The 19,318-nt window shown below is 63.5% G+C and carries 19 protein-coding genes; 9 read left to right on the top strand and 10 right to left on the bottom strand.

Features of this window, described 5'->3' with window-relative positions:
* Positions 1–162 precede the first annotated feature (162 nt).
* Together NKF06_RS01535 and NKF06_RS01530 are read left to right on the top strand one after the other, a co-directional pair.
* Entirely contained in the window at positions 163–1,251 is a 1,089-nt protein-coding gene (locus NKF06_RS01535) for a GNAT family N-acetyltransferase (RefSeq protein WP_253244313.1), read from the top strand.
* A gap of 52 nt (positions 1,252–1,303) precedes the next feature.
* Positions 1,304–2,341: a GNAT family N-acetyltransferase gene (locus tag NKF06_RS01530; RefSeq protein WP_042663903.1), complete on the top strand. Its 1,038-nt coding sequence runs from the start codon at positions 1,304–1,306 to the stop codon at positions 2,339–2,341.
* 58 nt (positions 2,342–2,399) lie between these two features.
* On the opposite strand, the gene NKF06_RS01525 is transcribed toward NKF06_RS01530, so the two are convergent.
* Positions 2,400–2,696, bottom strand: coding sequence for a winged helix-turn-helix domain-containing protein (locus tag NKF06_RS01525; RefSeq protein ID WP_042663898.1), 297 nt, complete (start codon positions 2,694–2,696; stop codon positions 2,400–2,402).
* Positions 2,697–3,168: 472 nt separating this feature from the next.
* Here NKF06_RS01525 and NKF06_RS01520 point away from each other — a divergent pair, with 472 nt between their 5' ends.
* Positions 3,169–4,092, top strand: coding sequence for a DUF6544 family protein (locus NKF06_RS01520; RefSeq protein WP_253244312.1), 924 nt, complete (start codon positions 3,169–3,171; stop codon positions 4,090–4,092).
* A 30-nt stretch (positions 4,093–4,122) separates the two neighbouring features.
* Positions 4,123–4,998 carry a 5'/3'-nucleotidase SurE gene (gene surE, locus NKF06_RS01515; RefSeq protein WP_253244311.1) on the top strand — a complete coding sequence of 292 codons (876 nt, stop codon included), beginning with the start codon at positions 4,123–4,125 and terminating at the stop codon, positions 4,996–4,998.
* 30 nt (positions 4,999–5,028) lie between these two features.
* Here surE and NKF06_RS01510 read toward each other — a convergent pair whose 3' ends face one another.
* The gene (locus tag NKF06_RS01510; protein WP_042665409.1) at positions 5,029–5,433 is read right to left on the bottom strand and encodes a CBS domain-containing protein; all 405 of its coding nucleotides are present in this window, start codon (positions 5,431–5,433) and stop codon (positions 5,029–5,031) included.
* Between the two features lie 187 nt (positions 5,434–5,620).
* On the opposite strand from NKF06_RS01510, the gene msrA reads away from it, so the two are divergent.
* From msrA to NKF06_RS01495, 3 genes are all read left to right on the top strand, one after another.
* Positions 5,621–6,154: a peptide-methionine (S)-S-oxide reductase MsrA gene (msrA, locus tag NKF06_RS01505; RefSeq protein ID WP_058826438.1), complete on the top strand. Its 534-nt coding sequence runs from the start codon at positions 5,621–5,623 to the stop codon at positions 6,152–6,154.
* A 737-nt stretch (positions 6,155–6,891) separates the two neighbouring features.
* Positions 6,892–7,719, top strand: a complete 828-nt coding sequence (locus NKF06_RS01500; protein ID WP_058826437.1) for a ParA family protein — start codon at positions 6,892–6,894, stop codon at positions 7,717–7,719.
* Positions 7,712–8,296: a hypothetical protein gene (locus NKF06_RS01495; RefSeq protein WP_253244310.1), complete on the top strand. Its 585-nt coding sequence runs from the start codon at positions 7,712–7,714 to the stop codon at positions 8,294–8,296. The genes NKF06_RS01500 and NKF06_RS01495 overlap by 8 nt, the downstream gene beginning before the upstream one ends.
* Before the next feature lie 533 nt (positions 8,297–8,829).
* Here NKF06_RS01495 and NKF06_RS01490 read toward each other — a convergent pair.
* Positions 8,830–10,080: an orc1/cdc6 family replication initiation protein gene (locus NKF06_RS01490; protein WP_058826435.1), complete on the bottom strand. Its 1,251-nt coding sequence runs from the start codon at positions 10,078–10,080 to the stop codon at positions 8,830–8,832.
* 1,116 nt (positions 10,081–11,196) lie between these two features.
* Between NKF06_RS01490 and eif1A the strand changes: the two genes are divergently transcribed.
* Positions 11,197–11,481, top strand: coding sequence for a translation initiation factor eIF-1A (gene eif1A / locus NKF06_RS01485; protein WP_013035036.1), 285 nt, complete (start codon positions 11,197–11,199; stop codon positions 11,479–11,481).
* 208 nt (positions 11,482–11,689) lie between these two features.
* On the opposite strand, the gene NKF06_RS01480 is transcribed toward eif1A, so the two are convergent.
* From NKF06_RS01480 to NKF06_RS01455, 6 genes are all read right to left on the bottom strand, one after another.
* A complete protein-coding gene (locus tag NKF06_RS01480) occupies positions 11,690–12,166 on the bottom strand; it encodes a YbaK/EbsC family protein (RefSeq protein ID WP_058826434.1) in 477 nt (158 codons plus the stop codon).
* A 112-nt stretch (positions 12,167–12,278) separates the two neighbouring features.
* On the bottom strand, positions 12,279–13,394 hold the full coding sequence (locus NKF06_RS01475) for an aminotransferase class V-fold PLP-dependent enzyme (RefSeq protein ID WP_253244309.1): 1,116 nt from the start codon (positions 13,392–13,394) through the stop codon (positions 12,279–12,281).
* Positions 13,395–13,407: 13 nt separating this feature from the next.
* On the bottom strand, positions 13,408–14,745 hold the full coding sequence (locus tag NKF06_RS01470; RefSeq protein WP_253244308.1) for a M20 family metallopeptidase: 1,338 nt from the start codon (positions 14,743–14,745) through the stop codon (positions 13,408–13,410).
* 154 nt (positions 14,746–14,899) lie between these two features.
* The gene (locus NKF06_RS01465; protein WP_253244307.1) at positions 14,900–15,322 is read right to left on the bottom strand and encodes a type IV pilin N-terminal domain-containing protein; all 423 of its coding nucleotides are present in this window, start codon (positions 15,320–15,322) and stop codon (positions 14,900–14,902) included.
* A gap of 237 nt (positions 15,323–15,559) precedes the next feature.
* Positions 15,560–15,997 carry a type IV pilin gene (locus NKF06_RS01460; RefSeq protein WP_253244306.1) on the bottom strand — a complete coding sequence of 146 codons (438 nt, stop codon included), beginning with the start codon at positions 15,995–15,997 and terminating at the stop codon, positions 15,560–15,562.
* A 422-nt stretch (positions 15,998–16,419) separates the two neighbouring features.
* Entirely contained in the window at positions 16,420–16,788 is a 369-nt protein-coding gene (locus NKF06_RS01455) for a hypothetical protein (RefSeq protein WP_253244305.1), read from the bottom strand.
* Between the two features lie 269 nt (positions 16,789–17,057).
* On the opposite strand from NKF06_RS01455, the gene NKF06_RS01450 reads away from it, so the two are divergent.
* Positions 17,058–17,474: a VOC family protein gene (locus NKF06_RS01450; protein WP_253244304.1), complete on the top strand. Its 417-nt coding sequence runs from the start codon at positions 17,058–17,060 to the stop codon at positions 17,472–17,474.
* Positions 17,475–17,548: 74 nt separating this feature from the next.
* Here NKF06_RS01450 and NKF06_RS01445 read toward each other — a convergent pair whose 3' ends face one another.
* On the bottom strand, positions 17,549–19,195 hold the full coding sequence (locus NKF06_RS01445; RefSeq protein WP_253244303.1) for a PAS domain-containing sensor histidine kinase: 1,647 nt from the start codon (positions 19,193–19,195) through the stop codon (positions 17,549–17,551).
* Positions 19,196–19,318 lie beyond the last annotated feature (123 nt).

Here is a 19,318-nt window from a genome sequence, read left to right as displayed (position 1 = left end):
GATACACGCTGACGCGGCCCGACCGAATCGCGGGTTGATATACGGGGCCGCCGAGTCGGCGGGTGAGTCGGCTGATTTCGGTCGGCTCGGCCGCGACGACCGCGCTCGATGTTGTCGACGACAACGGACGCAGCGCGAAGATCGCCGGACCTCCCGCAGCCCATGACCATCGAGATTACCGAGTTCGACCACCGCGACCGCAACGAGTGGGACACGTACGTCGAGCGGTCGAGTCAGGCGAGCCTCTTTCACCAGTACGAGGCGCTTCGGCTCCAGGCGAAGTACTCGAACTCGAAGCTCCACCTGCTCGTCGGCTACAAAACCGAAGAGCCGGTCGGGCTGTTCCCCGTCTTCGAGATCCGGAAGGGGCTGGTCAAGACGGCGTTCTCGCCGCCGCCGCACATCGGCGTCCCGTATCTCGGGCCCGTGATGCTCGACGCCGGCAACATCAAGAGCCGGAAGTTCGAGCGCCGCCGCAACCAGTTCATCGACGGCTGTACCGAGTGGATAGACGAACACATCGGCCCGAACTACACGCACGTCCGCGTCGGCGACTACTACACCGACATGCGGACGTTCCTGTGGGGCGGCTGCGACGTGTCGCCGAAGTACACCTACAACGTCGACCTGACCCGGGGCGAAGAGGACCTCCTCATGTCGTTCAGCCGGAGCGCCCGGCGGAACATCCGCGACGGCCGAAAGCTCGTCTCGGGTGTCGAGGAGGGCGACCGCGACGACATCTGTTCGATTCTCACGCTGGTCAAAGACCGCTACGAGGAACAGGACCTGTCGTTCGACGTACCGCCGCAGTTCGTCATGGACCTGTACGACGCGCTCCCCGCGGGACAGGTCCGGCCCTACGTCTTCCGGTACGACGGGGCGTTCGTGAGCGGGATTCTCGTCCTGCAGTACGGCGACACGCTCTACCGCTGGCTCGGCGGCGTCAAACCCCAGCGGGACTTCGGCATCGACGTCAACGACCTGCTGGACTGGCGCATCATGCGCGACGGCATGGCCGCCGGGATGCACCGCTACGACCTCGTCGGCGCGAACAACCGCCGACTCAACCGCTACAAGAGCAAGTACAACCCCGAACTCGTCACGTTCTACCAGATCGAGCACGGCGCGCTCCCGGTCAGAACCATCGCGCACCTGTATAAGAGCCGCCTCGGCCCCGGCATCGAGATGCTGTCCCGGGGAAACGGGACGAGCCTCCCGTCGCGACTCGTCTCGGGGTTCCTCCACCGATGACGACCCGACCGACGTATCGCCCGACGACCATCCAATCACACGACTACGACACATGTCACAACTCCGTATCGAACCCCTGAGCCTCGACGAGTGGGGAGCCGCGCTCCCCTCGTCGGGCACCGAAGTCTTCCACACCCCCGCGGTGCTCGCCGCCATCGACGAGCACTTCGACGGCGAAATGCACCTGTTCGGCGTCTTCAAGGGCCAAGAACCGGTCGCGCTGTTCCCGACGTTCGTCCGCCGAAACCCCCTCGGACGGGTCGTCGTCTCGCCGCCGCCGTCGATGGCGATTCCCTACATCGGCCCGGTGATGATGCCGAACAGCCCGAAACAGAGCGCCTACGAGTCGGTGAACCGCGAGTTCGCCGATCTCGTGGTCGAGGAGCTCGGCATCCGCTCGAACCGGACATTCGTCCGCCTGCTCTGTTCGCCGTCGTACCTCGACCCCCGCCCGTTCGAATGGACCGGCTTCGCGGTCAAGCCCTCTTTCACCTACCGACTCGACCTCGGCGGGCGCTCGCTCGACGAGATACAGGCCCAGTTCAGCAGCAGCCTCCGCCGCGAGATTCGGCAAGCCCGCGAACTCGATATCACCATCGCGGACGAGGGACTCGACGGCGCTCGCGTCGTCTACGACGACGTAGTCTCACGGTACGACGAGCAGGACGAACCGTTCGGAATGCCGTGGGAGTTCGTCGAGTCGCTGGTGGAAAACCTCGGCGACCGGTGTCGCGTGTACGTCGCCCGCGACCCAGACGGCGAGTACCTCAGCGGGATGATCGTTCCCTTCTCGGACGAGGTGGGTTACTTCTGGCTCGGCGGCGCGCGCGGCGAGTACGACGGCGTCAGCATCAACAGCCTGCTCCACTGGACCATCATCGAGGACATCGTCGAAGACGAAGCGCTCGCGTCGGTCACGAAGTACGACCTCGTCGGCGCGAACACGGAACGGCTCTGCAACTACAAATCGAAGTTCGGCGGCGAGCTCGTCCCGTACTACGTCGTCGAGTCGACCGGCGTCGGCATGAACCTCGCCAAGCGGACCTACCAGCTCCTGAACAAGGGGTCGGAGCGAATCGCGACGAAGTGAGTCGGTCGGTCGCACGACGCGCCAGATCTGCCGTGAGAAAGCCGCGAGACGGCCGCACTCACGTCATCTGCTGTGTCTGAATGACGTCCCAGATGTTCTCGGCGTCGTCGGTGATGCCGTACACCCGCCCTTTTCGACGCTGTTCCGGGACGAGGAGTTCAACGAGCGACCGGTCTCTGAGTTCTTGCAGCGCCCGCGAGACGTGAGCGACCGCGCTCTCGGAGTCGGTGGCGATTTGCGTCGGCGTCGCCGGACCCTCCGAGAGCCTATCGAGAACGGAGATGCGGTAGCGAGAGCTGATGACGAAGCCCACGTCGTCCCACGGCACGTCGTCGGTCTCGCCGACGTGGCTCACGCAACGCCCACCTCGCTTGGGGAAACGGGTCGGTCGGCTGTCCAGTCGGGGGTCGCTGTCAAGGGGGTTCGACGGCGAGTGGAGAAGGTGGCCCGGCAGGGGCGACGGCCCGCATCGCTCGCGGCAGTCGTGGCGGTCACAGACCAGAGAGCCGTCGACCACGACAGAGACGAATCTACCGAAATGAGACGAGTTAACGGGAGATTAACCGCGATGTCGGCGGGTGCCCGGCGTGCCGGCCGCATCGGTTCGGTGCGCATTCGTTCGTTAGTACGAACTTAATTACATAAAGTCACCGTTTGAATTATATTCACGCGTTCGTGAGTATCTCGAATTTATGAACGTCACGTTGACAGGAATTTGGCCGGGGGAGCGCCGCTCGCGACGACACCGCCCGTGGCCGGAAGACGGTCTGCGTCAGACCGTGAGAGTCACGGCGAGACTCATATCGATCTCCCGCGTACCGTTCGGTATGTCATACAAGCGAACGCTCGGACGACTCGGCCTCGCGCTTGTCGGCGGTGCGCTCGCCGTCGGCGCTCTCCTCGTCGTAATCCGGGCGCGCGCCGACGATACGGCCGCGCGACTGCTCGATGCGCTCCGGCGAGAACAGGCCGAATCGACCACGAGCGATGTGGAAGCGACAGACACGGCCGATATCAGCGACCTGCCCGCCCCAGTTCGCCGGTATCTCGAACGCGTGCTACCGGGCGAGTACCCCGATGTCCAGTCGGTCCGGCTCCGCCAGACGGGTGAGTTCAGACTCGGCGACGCGGATTCGCCGTGGAAGTCGATGACGGCGACCCAGCACTACACGGTGGCCCCGCCGGGGTTCGTCTGGGACACCCGAATCGATCTCGTGCCGTTTCTACCGGTCCGGGTCGTGGACGCCTTCGTCGGCGGTGCGGGGTCGTTGGAGGCGAAGTTCCTTTCGGTTATCACCGTCGCGGATGCCCCGCGCTCACCCGAGTTGGACGAAGGTGAACTCGCCCGCCACCTCGCCGAGATGGTCTGGTTCCCGACCGCGTTTCTCCCCGGCCACGGCGTCAGTTGGGAGCCGAGAGACGACCGTTCGGCCCGGGCGACGCTCGCCCACCGCGGCTCGACCGCGACTGTCGTGTTCCACTTCGACGAGAACGACGAGATAGTGCGCGTCACCGCGGACCGGTGGCGCGACACGGGGGACGGCGAGTTCGAGCGGTGCCCGTGGACGGGATACTTCAGCGACTACCGCGAACTGGACGGGGTTCGCGTGCCAACGACGGCGGAGGTGGCGTGGAACCTCCCGTCGGGCGACCTGCCGTACTGGCGGGCGACCATCGACGACGTGGAGTACGACCCGCTACCGACGGCGAGGCGGCGGTCGAATACGTCACCGGGTCCGAATCCGGAATAGCTACGACGGCCGGCAGAAATTCCCGAGTAGATGACCGACTCCTCGTCTCCGCTCCGAATCCTCCTCACCAACGACGACGGCATCGACGCGCCCGGCATCGCCGCCATGCGCGAAGAACTCACCGCAATCGGCGACGTGACCGTCGTCGCACCCGCTGAGAACCAAAGCGGCGTCGGCCGCGCCCGCAACGAACACGCGGTCCGCCGCGACCACCCGTGGGGGTACGCCCTCGAAGGAACCCCGGCGGACTGCGTCGCCTACGGGCTCCGCGGCCTCGACGCCGACTTCGATATCGTCGTCTCCGGTATCAACGACGGGCCGAACGCGGGCAACTACGTCGTCGGCCGGTCGGGAACCGTCGGCGCGGGCGTCGAGGCGGCGTTCCTCGGGACGCCGGCCATCGCCGTCTCCAGCTACCACGCGCGAGACTTCTTCTGCCACCCGCCCGAGGAGTACGATTTCTCCCGGCCCGCCCGGGTCGCCCGCGCCCTGACCGAGCGCGTCTTCGGCACGGACGTGTTCGACGAGGTCGACCTCCTGAACGTCAACGCCCCGGCGGACGTGCCGAGTCCCCGGATGCGCGTGACCAGCCCCTTCGCGGACTACGACCAACAGGTCGACCACCACGCGGACGCCGGCGCACTCCCGGACGGCGACCGCGAGCACGACCTCGACGACGGCGAGGTCTACGTCCGACTCCAAGACGTTTCGTGGCCCGACGCCGTCGGCTTCGAGAACCCGTTCCCGCTCGACGACGAACACCGCGACCGCTATCCGGTCGGGAGCGACCGCCGCGCGATGGTCGACGGCGAGGTGAGCGTCTCGCCCCTCGCGGTCCACCACGGCCACGCGACGGACCCGCGGCTGGCGAGCGTCGTCGAGAGCCTCTCCGAACAGGTGGAGTAACGCGGAGTTACCGGCAGGGAAAAGAACGCGTTACGACCGCGCCAGCTGTCCGGTCTGCGAGAGGTAGGCCGCGAGGTCCGAGGTGGTAATCATCCCGATGACGCCCTCCTCGTCGTCGACGACGGGCATGTGGTGAAAGCCGTGTTCGGTCATCGACTCCGCGACGGTGACGATGGAATCCTGCGCTCCCGCGGTAATCACGTCGGTGGTCATGTAGCGCTCGACGGTCGTCTGTGCTTTCGGCTGGCTCTTCGCGACGATGTCGACGAAGTCGGTCGTCGTCAGGATACCCTCGAGTCGGTTGTCCTCGTCGACGACGATGACCGAGCTGATGTTGTTGTCCAGTATCAACTGCGCCGCGTCTTCGACGAGCGTGTCTGGGGTGACCGTGTGGAGGGTCGTGGACATGAGCCTCGCAACGAATACGTCTTCCATAGTAATTGCTGACAGACAGGGCGGTTAAATGTTGGCTTCGGGTACATTCCGGTCGGGAAAACCCACGGACGCGTCCGGGACTCGCTCGTCGGAGCGCCGCGTGGGTCGGCGGTCGTCCCGAGCACCAGACTTCGGCCGTGACTGCCCCCGCCGCGGGGCTTAATTCCTCGGCGACGTAACCGGACCTATGGGAAGCACACAGACTGCGACGTTCGGTGGCGGCTGTTTCTGGTGTGTCGAAGCCGCGTTCAAAGAACTCGACGGTATCAGCGAAGTCACGTCGGGCTACGCCGGCGGGAAGACGGAGAACCCGAGCTACGAGCAGGTCTGTTCGGGGAACACCGGCCACGCCGAGGTCGTGCAGGTGGAGTACGACCCCGCGGCCGTCGGCTACGACGAACTGCTCGAGGTGTTCTTCGCGGTCCACGACCCGACCCAACTCAACCGACAGGGACCGGACGTGGGGACACAGTACCGCTCTATCGTCCTCTATCACGACGACGAACAGGAGCGACAGGCGTCGGCCTACATCGAAGCCCTCGACGAGGAGTACGACGACAAGGTCGTCACGGAGTTGGCTCCGTTAGAGACGTTCTACGAGGCCGAGGAGTACCATCAAGACTACTTCGAAAAGAACCCCGACGACGCGTACTGCCAGTTCCACGCGAGCCCGAAAATCGAGAAGGTCCGCGAGAAGTTCGCAGACAAGCTCGCCAACTGAGACGAGACGACGGACAACACCACTGTGTCCGCAGTATCTGCGGGGGAGAGACGCTGAATATCGCTTTCTTCGGTTCAGTTTGAATCGGGCGGCGGCCGGAACGAAGTTCGCACAGTCGACACCGGGCGGACTTCGAGGATGGTGTAAACTGCGGTGACAGTGCACACTTCGAGGAGAGCGTGAACTTCGAGCGCAGTGGAAACAGCGAAGAGAGTGCAGACTGCCGAAGCACTCCAAACGGTTCGAACGGTGGAGGAATCTGAAACCGTCTGGGAAGTTCGCACCGCTTACGAGCTCCAGACCGTGTAGAACGTGTACAAATTGTAGAATTTGCACGAAGTATAGAGGTTGTGGAGTGTTGAGGTAGTCTACACCGCGAAAGATTCGCACAGTGTGAACGATTCCCAGATCGCGAGCGATGTTTGGAAACCGAACGCCCCGGACGAAGCTGAAACAGTCCACAAACGGAGAGCGCAGGCGAATCACCGGATCCCGACAGGCGACAGTTTACAATTTTTAAAATTTGTAGACATTGTAGAATTTGTAGAATGTAGAAGCAGTCCCAACGGTTCAAAAGTCGTGGATAAAATTATGTGGTACGCCGCGGAAGGTCCGTTCAAGCCCCTCAAATGTCCGCACAGTCCACAGTTCAAACGGAGTTTGCACCGCCCAAACGGCAGACACAGCGTAGACTGTGTACAATTTGTGAACATCGCGCTCCGCAGGAGGCTCGATAGATGTCGCGAGCCGTGAGCGTCTCGCTCCAGAAAGGCGGCGTCGGAAAGACGACGATTGCCATCAACCTCGCCGACGCGCTCGCCGCACGGGGGAACGACGTGCTCTTAGTCGACCTCGACCAGCAGGGGAACGCGACCGAGGGCGTCGGGATGAAAGACGCCTACGAGTCGTCGGAGCCGAACGTCGGCGACGTGCTGACCGACGACGAACCCGTGGACGTGCGCGAAGTGATACGCGACCGCGAGGGCTTCGACGTGCTTCCCGCCCACGTCGACCTCGACGATATCGAAGACCGAGTCCGGAACTCGACGTTCGGCGTGCTCTGGGTCCGCCGCCGAATCGTCGACCCGCTCTTGGACGACGACGAGTACGACTACATCGTCATCGACTCGCCGCCGAGCCTCGGCCCGCTGTCCGACGCGGCGCTCATCGGAACCGGGAACGTCGTCGTTCCGCTCCTCATGAGCGAGCCGAGCGTGAGCGGCTTCGAGCGGATGTTCGAACAACAAATCGGACCGATTCGCCGCGAGGTCGACCTCGACATTCTCGCTATCGTCCCCAACGACCTCACCGGGAACAACGAAGAAAAGCGCATCATTCGCGACCTCGAAGACTCTCCCTTCGAGCAGTTCATCCCCCCGTTCGCCCGCTCGGAGCTGTTCGACGACCCCGACTCCAAGGGACCGGGAATCAGACACCGAATCGCGTTCAGTCGCGCCTGGCGCGACGGGAAGACCCTCCGGGAGTACGACCCGTCGAACGACATGCTCGACCGACTCGACCAGCTCGCGGAGATCGTCGAACGCGGAGGAACCGACGATGCCTAAGGAAAACCGGTTCGCCGGCCTCGGCGAGGCGATGGAATCGGAATCAGAATCAGAATCAGACGCAGAACCCAACGACGAGCAGCCCCCGGGCGAAGACACCCCCGACGGGTCCGAGAAGTCGGAATCCGAACCAGCGGTCGAATCCGAGTCCGAGGGCGACGCTGCGCCCGATTCGAACCCCGAGGCCGCCTCGGAGTCAGACGAAACGAGCGAGAGTGACGACGCGGGCGAAAGCAGTGGGACCGCCGAGAGCAGCGAACGCGACGAACCCGGAGAGCCGGCCGAGTCGACCGCGGAAGAAGACAGCCCGGAAAGCATCGACGAGACGGAGCAGGCGACGGAGGCAGCGGGCGGTCCGGCGTTCGAGTTCGAGGCGACGACCGCAAAAAGCATCTACGTCCGAACCGCGACGCTCGACCGACTAGACGACGCCGAGTTCGAGGTCGAATCGCACCTCCGCCGGGAACACGACGTGCGCGACCTGACCGGCCGCGAGTTCCACGACGCTCTCGTCCGCGTCGCCGCCGAGTATCCCGAGAAAATCGCCGACGCCGTCCTCGAAACTCGCGAGGAGTGAGAAGCCGAAGAGTCGAACAAAACCGACTCGAACATCCGGAGAACAGCGGACAATGTGGTGTTCGAGACCGACAGTCCGCCGGCCGGTTATCGAAACGCTCGATGACAATCGACAGCGGAACGGAGAAAACGACGGCTGAGAACCGCGGCGTCCGCTGTTGTCGCAGACGCGGAGTGAACGTCGCTTTCGAACGTGGAAAGACGCGACATCGAACACCGGTATGTCCGCTGTTGTACGGCTAGCGAGCCGCTGAGATGGCCGCTACCTGGTGAACAGTTGGTCGCGTAAGTTAGAAACACCACACTGTCCGCTGTTCGAACAAGCGGCGAAAATAGCCGATTTACTGCGGACATCGTGGTGTTCCGAGCGGTCGGAAATCGGTAACGAAATCGGTCGGCGAACCCGAACGAACGCATGCTGCTGAAGAACGAATCGAAGTAGCAACCACTTCCAAAACACGGCAGAGAACCGCTCCGACGGAGGTGGGTTCGAGACTAACACCATCATGTCCGCAGTAATTTCAGTCGGGTCGCCTACTGCTGGATGAAATCGTCGAGCGTGCTCGTCTTCTCACCGTCGAGGAAGGGTTCGACCGTCTCGTGGACGCCCACGAGTTCGATGGTGTCGCGCATGGCCGAGACGATGAGCCCGACGTCCATATCGAGGGCGTACTCGCGGTACGTCCCGCCGCGTCGGCCCTCGTTTCGCTCGGTGACGGAGACGATTCCGAGCATCGCGAGCTCGCTGAGGTGGTCGCGCATCCGTCGCGGGACGAGCGGGTCGCGGTTGGCGAGTTCGGTAAACCGGGTGTATCGGGGCCGAACGTCGCGGGAGCGGATCGGCGTCTCGTCTTCCAGCTCGAGCGTCAGAAGCGAGTAGAGGACGAGGTGGCCGTGTTCGGTCAATCCGTTGATTCCCTCTTTGATGCGGCCCCGCTCGAGGGCGCGCCGACCGCGTTTCACGTGTTCCTCCTCGATACGGTCGGTGTCGTCGTCGCGGGCCAAATCGCCGGCTTTCATCAACAGGTCGATGGACTGGCGGGCGTCACCGGCGTCTTTCGCGCCGTAGGCGGCACAGAGCGGAATCACCTCGTCGGAGAGGACGCCCTCGCGGAACGCAACCTTGGCGCGCTGTTCGAGGATGGCGCGGAGGTTCTTGGCGTTGTACGCGGGGAAGTGAATCTCCTGTTCGCACAGGGAGCTTTTGACCTTCGGCGAGAGGTCGTCGCGGAACGAGAAGTCGTTGGAGATGCCGATGAGACCGACTTTCGCGACGTCCAGGTTCCCGTTGGCGCGGGCCCGCGGGAGTTGATAGAGGATACTGTCGTCGTTGACGTGGTCGATCTCGTCGAGAACGATGATTATCGTCCCGCCGCAGTCGTCGAGTTCCTGCCAGAGCATCTCGTAGACGGACCCGAGCGGATAGCCCGTCGTGCTGATCTGGTTCGACTCCGAACGGAACTCGTTGACGAGTCGGGTCGCGATCTGATACGAACTCGTGAGTCCGTCGCAGTTCAGGAAGACGACCCTGAGGTCGATGTCGTCGTAGTGGCTCGCGTCCTCACGGAGGTGCCCGAGTAAGTACCGCGACGCGGCGGTCTTGCCGACGCCGGTCTTCCCGTAGAGGAAGATGTTGTTGGGCTGTTCGCCGTTGATAACCGGTTGCAGCGCAGCCTGGAAGGTACGGAGTTCCTCGTCGCGCCCCACGAGTTCCTCGGGCTGGTAATCCTCGCGGAGGGCATCCCGATCCCGATAGATCTCGGTGTCCCGCTCGAATAGGGGCATACTACCACGGTTCGACCACTTCGTTGATAAAACCACCGTGTCCGGAGTGTCCGCTGTTCTCGTGTTTTATATACTCGACCGGGGACACACCCCCTCCACTTTGTCCGCTGTTCTGGGAAACGAAGGTAACCGGTGGAACAACTGGACGGAACCGCGTGCTCTAATATAGAGAAAGATTTAATACATGATAGCTTAAACTAAGTCCGTAATACAGGCAATTATAGTAATTGTATGAGGGCTGTTTGGAGACGACTCTTTTTGTTCATCTCTGCAGAAATCTAAACTAATCCGACTGATTGAAAACCGACGGGAGAGAACCAACTCACGACGAAGGGGGGTACCGCCTCACGCCAAGAACAGCGGACAAAGTGGTGTGAGTGTTCCCCGTTTCACACCGTCTCACCCCTACGTTCACACTCACCGAGAACAGCGGACAAAGTGGTGTGAGTGTCAACCATCAAACCAATAGAGTACCAATAGAGTACCAATAGAGTACCAATCAAACACCAATCAAACATTCCTACGAAATACCCACTGAACACGTACTGAAGCGATTGTCACACAAACGCGTCGTTGGTTCTCACGCGACCGCGTCGACCCGACCGCTTCGCTTGCCTGCTCACCCGAACACGTACTCTCGGTTCCCGCTCCGCTTGACTCCTATGAACGCTCCGAGAGAGAACACGTGACCGAGAGGGACGTGAGCAACCGCGGCGGTGATAGCGGCGATACTGTGGAAGTGACTCGTCTACCGACGACGTCTGTCCTTCGTGGCTCGGTGGAACCTCACGACCTGGAGAAAGCGTCTTTGCAGGGGCTGAGTCGACGAACAACTGCGGACATAGTGGTGTTGCAGGGGATCCTCGACTCCCCGCGACCCGCCCGACCGCTTCAGCGACGACTCGGTGATAACCGATCACGATCGGTATCCTAAAATGAGGCCTCGAGCGAAACTGCGTGGTGTGTGACCACGAACCAATCCCTATCGGCGGCTAATCTGTCGGAAAACAGCGGACAACGTGGTGTTCGAAACCGTCGTCACCGCGGTTTCAACGTCATGACATTTGGTATCACGAGTATCCGATAAGTTATCCGTCTCCGGGTCCGAGCAAGAACGTGAGTGAAAATCAAGGGCGTCGAAACCTTCGAATGCCCAACGACAACGAGCTGTTCGCAGTCGTCACAGAGCACAACGGTGGCAATCACGTCCGAATCCGCTGTGAAGACGGAAAGAACCGCATGGGCCGCATCCCCGGCCGCATGAAGTACCGCACGTGGATCAACGAGGGCGACGTCGTGCTCGTCGAACCGTGGGACTGGCAGGACGAGAAAGCCAACATCGAATGGCGATACACCGGCGAGGACGCGGACCAGCTCCGGCGCGAAGGCCACATCCAGTAATCATTTTCTCCGAAAGGAGAGTTTATCTCGCCTGATGAACCAGCCGTAGCTCCATGATAGCCCCGTGTTTTCTCTGCAGCGATTCCCGGTTAGTACCGACGGAACAGAACAGCGGACATCGTGGTGTTGCTCTCGTCGCGCCCGACAACATAGAACGCGAGTGCGAGTGCGGATCGCCTGCCGGAGGTCTGGTCGTTTCGCCCCCGTCTCACTCGAACACGTCCACGAATCGCGGCGCGGAAAGTGTCTGTAGGTCCCCCGGCGTGAGTCGAAACACCGCCTCGGGGGTTCCCGCGGCGGCCCAAATTCGGTCGAACGACTCGAACGTCGGGTCCGCGAGGACGGGACAGTCGGTCGCGTGGCAGGTCGGCGGCACGCCGCCGATGCTCCAGCCGGTCGCTTCTTTCACCTCGCCGGGGTTGGCGCTTCGTACTGAGCCTTGTTCGACGCCGAATTCGGAGGCGAGCGTGGCTTCGTCGACGCGGTTCGCGCCGCTCGTGAGGACGACAACCGTCTCGTCGCCGACGCGCATCACGATGCTCTTGACGATTTGGGCGACGTCGCAGCCGACGGCCGCGGCCGCGTCGTCGGCCGTCTTGGTCCCCTCCGGGAACTCCTCGATAGTCACTTCGAAGCCGTGAGAATCGCGTACTTGGTCGGCGAAGTTTCGTGCCGTGGGATGCATACTCAGGGGTTCCCCCTCGCCGGATATGAACGTTCACTGACGAGGCAGATTCTGCGGGGGAGTCAACGACCGCCCGCGAATCGCGTTCTCGACGGCCCTGCGAGCGCCGGAGCTACCACTCCCCGTCGAGTCCGTCGCGAAGCGCCGCCACGTCCGACTCGTCGTTGAAGTTGTGGAACGACGCGCGGACCGCTTTCGGCTCGGGAAGCGTTCGGACGACCACGCCCGCCGACTTGAGGCGCTCGACCGTCCCCTCCGGGTCGGAGACTTCGAACGAGACGAGTCCCGATTCCGGGTTGTGTGGGCTCAACAGCCGCTTCTCTGGGACGGCCTCGATGAACTGACTCGCGAGGTTGCGAATGTGCGCTTCGGTCCGGTCGAGACCGACGCGCTCGGCGATGTCGATAGCCTCTCGGAGCGCGACGTGCGGGGCTGGGTTGGTGGTTCCGACCTCGAAGCGCTTGGCACCCGGCGCGAAGTCGAGGCCGTCGGCGTTCGGTTCCGTGACGCCGCGATAGCCGACGGCGTGTGGTTCGATGTCCTCGGCCACGTCGCGGCGGACGTACAGGAACCCCGCGCCCCAGGGCCCGAGCAACCACTTGTGGCCCGCGCCGGCGACGATGTCTGCACCCCACTCTTCCACGTCGACGGGATACTGGCCGAACGACTGGACCGCGTCGACGACCGACAGCGCGCCGGCGTCGCGGGCGATGTCGGCGAGCTCGCGCACGGGGAGTCGCGTCCCGTAGTTCCACGTCAAGGCGCTGAAACAGACGAGGTCGGCGTCGGCGACGGCCTCTGCGTACTGGTCCATATCGAGCCGACCCGCGTCGCTCTCGACGACGCGGACCTCGACGCCCTCGCGTTCGAGCCGCCGCCACGGGAGGATGCCCGCCGGGTGTTCGAGGTCGGTTCGGACGACCACGTCGCCCGGTTCCCAGTCGAGCGCGGTGGCGATGCGGTTGATGCCGTCGGTGGTGCTCTGGGTCAGCGCCACCTCCTCTGTCTCGGCACCGATGAACGCGGCCACGTCCTCGCGGACGGCCTCGTAGGCGTCGAACGCGGTTGGATAGGGACCGTCGTCGCCCGGCGAGTCGTACTCGTGGTATTCGAGGAATTCGGTCGCCCGCTCCACGATGGGGCGCGGGCTCGGGCCGTGCGCACCGGTGTTGAGATACGTGACGTCGTCGAGGGCCGGAATCGTCGTTCGGAGTTCGTCGGGTGTCATAGTGCGTTCTGTGTCATTGTGAGTTACTCTCTCGTCGTCCGCGTCGCGAAGGAGTCGTGCCTGCTGGTGACACGCCCGTCGAATCAAACGTTCTGGTACCACTATCGAATTGCCGCAACAACTCGTCGGGGAGTCTGGCGTACACCTCGGCGTTGCGGGCGAGCGCCCCGACTGTGGTAAACTCGTCAGTTGCGTGGGCCGTCTCAGTTCCCAGCCCGAACTCGACGGTCGGGACGCCCGCGTTGCGCATCCGTTTCGCGTCGCCGCCGCCGGTTGCGCTCCGCCGGAACACGCGCCCACCGGTGACGCCCTCAGCGACCGAGCCCACGGCGTTTGCCAGCGGGCCGTCGGGGTCCTCGAACGTCCCGACCGACCAGTCCGCGTCGACAATCTCGACACCGTCGTGGCCGGCGACGACCTCTCGAACCCCGTCGAGCACCGCCTCCGTCTCGACGCCCGCCGTCACGCGAACATCGAGTTTCGCCCGCGCCGCGGCGGGGACGACGTTCACCCGGTCGCCGCCCGAGAGGACGCCCAGATTCACCGACGGTCGTTCGAACAGCTCTCGCGCCGCATCCTCGCCAAACTGCGGCGCGTAGTACTCCGCGGACTCCTCGACGAGCGCCCGGACCGCCGGGTCGAACTCGAACCGATAGTCACCGAGCGTCGATTCGATGTCGCTCACGGCGCGGTAGAGGCGGTGAATCGCGTTCTCGCCGAGCATCGGTCGGGAGCCGTGGGCCGCAGTCCCCGTCGCTTCGAGTTCCAGCCAGATGCTCCCGCGGTCGGCGACGGTCACCGAGTGTCGGTCGCCTTCGCAGGTCGTCTCGCCGATCACGCAGGCGTCGGCCGAGAGCCCGCGCCGGTCCAGCAGCGTCGGCAACCCCGCCTTTCCGGCGACTTCCTCGTCGCTCACGAACGCGAACACGAGGTCCGTCGCAGGTACCGTCCCGGTTTTGACGTACGCCTCCGCCACCGCGAGCATCGCGGCGATTGCCCCTTTCATGTCGGTCGCGCCACGTCCGTAGAGCCGGTTTCCCTCCCGCTCGCCGAGCGGGTCGCGCGTCCACTCGTCAGCCTCGAACGGGACCGTATCGAGGTGCCCCAACAGGGCGAGCGTCCGGTCTGTCGCACCCGGAAGCGTCGCTACGAGGTTCGGCTTCGTCGGGTCCGAGGCGACGCGCTCGGTCTCGATACCGAGGTCGGAGAAGAACGATTCGAGCCACGACGCGAGTTCCCGCGTGTCTCCCGGCGGGTTCTGCGTGTCGTGGCCGACGAGCGTCGCCGCGAGGTCGACGATGTCCTCGCGATGCTCGCGGAGGTAGGCGACGGCGGGCGGGTCGCTGGGCATTGGGTCTCTGTTCGAGTGTACGGTCTTCGAACAGATAAGTTTGTGCTACAAATACAATACTATGGATTCGAGGTGGATGTTTCTCTATGCGATAGTTCCGAAAGAAATTGTTATTCCGAATCAGGCGTTGTGTGGATCGTCGCCGATTCTACCATCAGGCGTTGTAGGTCCACTTCTGCAGGGTCGCAGAGTTGGAGCCGGATTCCGAGGTCCAGACGATGCGGTAGGTCTCTCCACCAGTAAGGGGTGAGCCCGTAAGGTCAATGACTAAGTCATCACCCGCTTGGATCTTGTCGTCAGTTTCGTCCCAGCTCGTATCCGTCGTCCCGTCAGTTACGACGATACGCGCTTCGTCAATTGCAGCTCCACTTTCGTGCGTAACGGTGAGGTCGTCAGTCGACGTATCGTAGCTGAAGCTGAAACTCGCCTGCGGGGCGGTGTCGCCGACTTGGTCGCCGAGACCGAGGACGAAGGTACCGATGACGGCCGCGAGGATGACGGTAATCGCGACCATGAGGATGACGCCGATGACCGGCGAGACTGCGCGTGATTCTGTGAAGATTCTCTTGATTTGCATAGTTGTCTCTCCTAGGTGTGCCGGACGAGAGGCGACCGTTGAGAAAAATTCGAATCGGTCCTCGAACGCTTGCCTGCTAACCTAACAGATAGTCTGACGTTCTCCGAGGATATAAACTAGTATTGAGAAGACGTTTCACGTATCATGCGTGTTCCGTACCAGAGTCGGAGAACGCCGTCGCTCTCAGGGTAACATCCGAAAAAATTGAGGTTCGTTGGCTGTGACGCTGCGGACCGTTCAGGCGTTGTAGGTGTACTTCTGCAGGGTCGCAGAGTTGGAGCCCGATTCGGAGGTCCAGACGAGGCGCACTTCGTCGCCGTTGTCGAGCGTTTCGGACCCACTAAGGGTCACAACGATGGTTTCGCCAGCGTTCATGTTGTCGTCAGCGCCGTCGTTTTTCACCACGCCTGGTGCGGTCATGTCCGACGGGATGGCAACACTCAGGTCGTCGCTGGCGATGGCGTCACCGCTTTCGTGCGTGATCGTGAGTTCCTGCGCACCGTCGTACTCGAAGCTGAAACTCGCCTGCGGGGCGGTGTCGCCGACTTGGTCGCCGAGACCGAGGACGAAGGTACCGATGACGGCCGCGAGGATGACTGTGATCGCGACCATGAGGATGACGCCGATGACTGGCGAGACTGCGCGTGATTCGCTAAGGAATTTCTTGATATCCATTGTTCTACCCAGGACCGGCCTCAGACCCACCTCGTGCCCACCACACGGGACCTCGAGCGGCCACATGTTCCGGCTCCTGTTGGCCTTTCGTATGTTCCGGATATATTTAATTTCGCAGCGACTTACTGGTCTATTCGAGGGGTTAGGACGCTCCTAACGCCCGAATTCGTGATTTAAGCCGTTCAATCCCACCTGCATACCATCGGCGGGTACTTCTGGTGGTGAACCGCTGTTCTGACGCTCTATACTCCCGAATTCGACTCCGCCACCCGTACGGCGCGTCCACCAGAGCCGTGGCACACCCGAGTTTCTGCGGACACGGTGGTGTCGGTTCGGCCGGGTCGTCGCCGCGGCGCGCGCGTTCGCACGCGCTGCTGACGGTCGTGAGAACGCTGAAACGTAGAAAAACGTCGCTGAACGACCTACTGCGTGGCGTTCCAGAACCGCGGCGTCGACTCAAAGTCTATCTTCGCGTCGGAGGGCGCGCGCTCGTAGAGCGCGTCGTGGACGGCCTCGTAGGCCGCGCGCGGGCCTTCCTGTGCGAGTTTCGGGTGGTCGCGGGTGTCGAAGACGACGCGCCACGTCCCGTTCGTGAGGTGAAGCCCGAGGATGAACTTCCCGCGGACGTTCACGACCAGTTGGTAGGCGTGCTGAACCGTCTCGCCGTCGCGTTCGAGGTTGTAACCGCGGACGGCGACGGCCTGCTGAATCGCCTCTTTCGTCTCGAGTTCGGCGACGAACGACTTGGGGACGGCTCGCCCGGGGAGCGATTCGACGAACGGTTCGCTCACGGTCGCACCACCTCGCATCGCGTGCCTGTCGGTTCCATCGTACCCTATCTGGGCGGCCCAGCGGGTATATGCGATACGGTCTCTGCTGGGCGACGGGACCCGACCCGCCTCGCGCCTCGCGGGCGCGCACGAGAAACACTGTCCAGTGAACTGAGAGGAGGCGCATCCAGCACTTGTTCCAGCGAACGCGGGTCAGTCTCGGTCGGTTACCGTCTGCCGACCGCGTTCCGAGCGAAGCGCCTTTGGGTCTCTGCGCGCGCAGACGAACCGTGAACTCCAACGCGCACCACGTCGGTCTCACCGTCCGCGACCTCGATTCGACGCTCGAATTCTACCGCGACGCACTCGGCCTGCCGGTCGTCTCCCGCTTCGAAGTCGGCGGCGACGAATTCGCCGCCGCCGTCTCGGTCGACGGCGCGTCGGCGCGGTTCGCCCACCTCGACGGCGGCGACGTACGCGTCGAACTCGTCGAGTACGACCCGGTCGGTGCCGACACCGACGAACCGACGCTCAACCGCCCCGGGGCGACCCACCTCGGGCTCTCCGTCGACGACGTCGACGCCGCGGTGGCGGAACTCCCGTCCGACGCCGAGACGCTCAGCGAACCGCAGACGACCGAAAGCGGTACGCGAATCGCGTTCGTCCGCGACCCGGAGGGGAACCTCGTCGAACTCCTCGAGGCCTGAATCGGACGCTCGGCTCGACGGGCGTCACCTCTTGGCCAGATGGGATTGTATATACTGTACAACTGTGGAGTTGGTCACTCCTCGCTCGGGAACCACGTTCGCGGTCGCTCCGCTCCGACCGGCAGTTTCAGCGTCACGGCCGTCCCTCCAAGGGGTGAGGGTTCCAACTCCATGCTTCCGCCCGCCTTCTTGACGACCCAGTGGACCAGCCACAGGCCCATCCCGGTCCCGTGTTTGAGCGGCGTCTCCTCGCCGCGTTTGATGACTCGCCATTCCTCGTCGGGGATTCCGGGCCCGTCGTCGGCGACGCGGACGACGAGCTTCGAGTCGTCGTCTTTTGTTCGGCACACGTCGATGTGGACCGTCTCGCCGCCGTGTTTGAGCGCGTTCGCGATCAACTCGTCGAGCGCCGCGCCGACGCGGCTGTCGACTCGCGCGAACAGCCCCGTCTCGATGTCGGTTCGTATCGTCGCCTCGGGATACGTCGACTCGGCTCGCGACACGGCGGACTCGACGAGCGCCGAGACACGTCGCGGCGTCGCCTCGGATTCGAGGGCGTCCGAGACGGTCTGGGCTTTCTCCGAGAGCGCCACGAGTTCGCTCGCCGCTTCGACGATGGTCTCCGCGGCGTCGGTGAGTTCCTCGTCGGTGACGCCGGCCGCGTTCCGGCGAATCAGCTCCGCGTAGCCCTCGATGACGTTCATCCGGTTTCGGAGGTTGTGCCTGAACATCCGGTTGAGGACGCCGAGCCGCTGTCTGGTCAGCTCCGACTCGGTGATGTCCGACTGGATGGCGACGTAGCCGTGGATGTCGCCGTCGCTCGCGATGGGTGCGATAGTCTGTATCGCGGTGTAGAGCTCACCGCCCTTCCGACGGTCGATAATCCGCTCCTGCCACGTCTCACCGGACTGGATGGTCCGCCACAGCCGGTCGTAGTACGCGTCCGGCATCTCGCCAGAACTGAGAATCGACGCGGGTTCGCCGACCGCCTCCGCGGCGTCGTAGCCGGTGGTCTCCTCGAACGCCGGGTTGACGTACGTAATCTCTCCGTCCGGCGTCGTGAGGTAAATCGCGTGCCCCGCCTGTTCGACGGCCTGCTCGAACTCGCGGAGGCGACGCTCCCGTCGCTGTTGGTCGGTCACGTCGACGAAGACGCCGACGATTTCGACGGGCTCGCCGTCGGCGTCGCGGACGACTGCCGTCGAGAGCCGAAACCCTCGGAGGTCACCGTTCGAGCGCCGTCGTTCGACCGAAATGTCCGAGAGGCCGTCTTCAGCGATAGTCCGCCGGATAACCTCCTCGCTGTTCTCGCTGTTCTCGCCCGCGCTGTAGGGGAGCGGCTCGCCGAGCACCTCGTCGCGCTCCCAGCCGAACGCCTCCGTGGCGGCGTCGTTCCACCTCGTTACGCGCCCCTCGGGCGTGACCGCGATAATCGGAACCGGGGACGCGGCGACTACGGTTCGAAGCTGGTCCAAAGACGACCGAATCGACGCCTGTTGGCGCTCGATTCGCCGGTCTTTCCGGGAGGCGAGCGCCCAGACGAACGCGGTAGAGACGGCGACGAAAGACAACCCCTTGATAAGCTCGGCCACGGGGGCCGTGGGCGCACCCAGCACGGCCAACAGGAGTAACTCGCCGCCGAGGATGCCCGCGGTCCCGAAGCCGAGATACGCCAGCGCCATCGTGCGGGCGTCGAGACCGTCGAGCGGCGAGTCGTTCATCGTCCGAACGGAGCGCGACCGGAGACATAAACGTGATGCGGGAAACCGGCAGTTGATAACGAAACCAGCACCCCTCGAAACCCGACGCGGAAGCGCAACCGACATTGGCACCGGGCCGCTAGC

This window comes from Haloferax sp. AB510 (genome assembly GCF_024136985.1).
Lineage (GTDB): Archaea > Halobacteriota > Halobacteria > Halobacteriales > Haloferacaceae > Haloferax.
Note: the sequence above shows the minus strand (reverse complement) of the source record. Positions and strands in the feature narration are given on the sequence as shown.

Bases quoted from the DNA above. Each gene is read 5' to 3' on its own strand.
- NKF06_RS01535 (WP_253244313.1), top strand. From the start codon at position 163: ATGACCATCGAGATTACCGAGTTCGACCACCGCGACCGCAACGAGTGG.
- NKF06_RS01530 (WP_042663903.1), top strand. From the start codon at position 1,304: ATGTCACAACTCCGTATCGAACCCCTGAGCCTCGACGAGTGGGGAGCC.
- NKF06_RS01520 (WP_253244312.1), top strand. From the start codon at position 3,169: ATGTCATACAAGCGAACGCTCGGACGACTCGGCCTCGCGCTTGTCGGC.
- surE (WP_253244311.1), top strand. From the start codon at position 4,123: ATGACCGACTCCTCGTCTCCGCTCCGAATCCTCCTCACCAACGACGAC.
- NKF06_RS01510 (WP_042665409.1), bottom strand. From the start codon at position 5,433: ATGGAAGACGTATTCGTTGCGAGGCTCATGTCCACGACCCTCCACACG.
- msrA (WP_058826438.1), top strand. From the start codon at position 5,621: ATGGGAAGCACACAGACTGCGACGTTCGGTGGCGGCTGTTTCTGGTGT.
- NKF06_RS01500 (WP_058826437.1), top strand. From the start codon at position 6,892: ATGTCGCGAGCCGTGAGCGTCTCGCTCCAGAAAGGCGGCGTCGGAAAG.
- NKF06_RS01495 (WP_253244310.1), top strand. From the start codon at position 7,712: ATGCCTAAGGAAAACCGGTTCGCCGGCCTCGGCGAGGCGATGGAATCG.
- NKF06_RS01490 (WP_058826435.1), bottom strand. From the start codon at position 10,080: ATGCCCCTATTCGAGCGGGACACCGAGATCTATCGGGATCGGGATGCC.
- NKF06_RS01480 (WP_058826434.1), bottom strand. From the start codon at position 12,166: ATGCATCCCACGGCACGAAACTTCGCCGACCAAGTACGCGATTCTCAC.
- NKF06_RS01475 (WP_253244309.1), bottom strand. From the start codon at position 13,394: ATGACACCCGACGAACTCCGAACGACGATTCCGGCCCTCGACGACGTC.
- NKF06_RS01470 (WP_253244308.1), bottom strand. From the start codon at position 14,745: ATGCCCAGCGACCCGCCCGCCGTCGCCTACCTCCGCGAGCATCGCGAG.
- NKF06_RS01465 (WP_253244307.1), bottom strand. From the start codon at position 15,322: ATGCAAATCAAGAGAATCTTCACAGAATCACGCGCAGTCTCGCCGGTC.
- NKF06_RS01460 (WP_253244306.1), bottom strand. From the start codon at position 15,997: ATGGATATCAAGAAATTCCTTAGCGAATCACGCGCAGTCTCGCCAGTC.
- NKF06_RS01445 (WP_253244303.1), bottom strand. From the start codon at position 19,195: ATGAACGACTCGCCGCTCGACGGTCTCGACGCCCGCACGATGGCGCTG.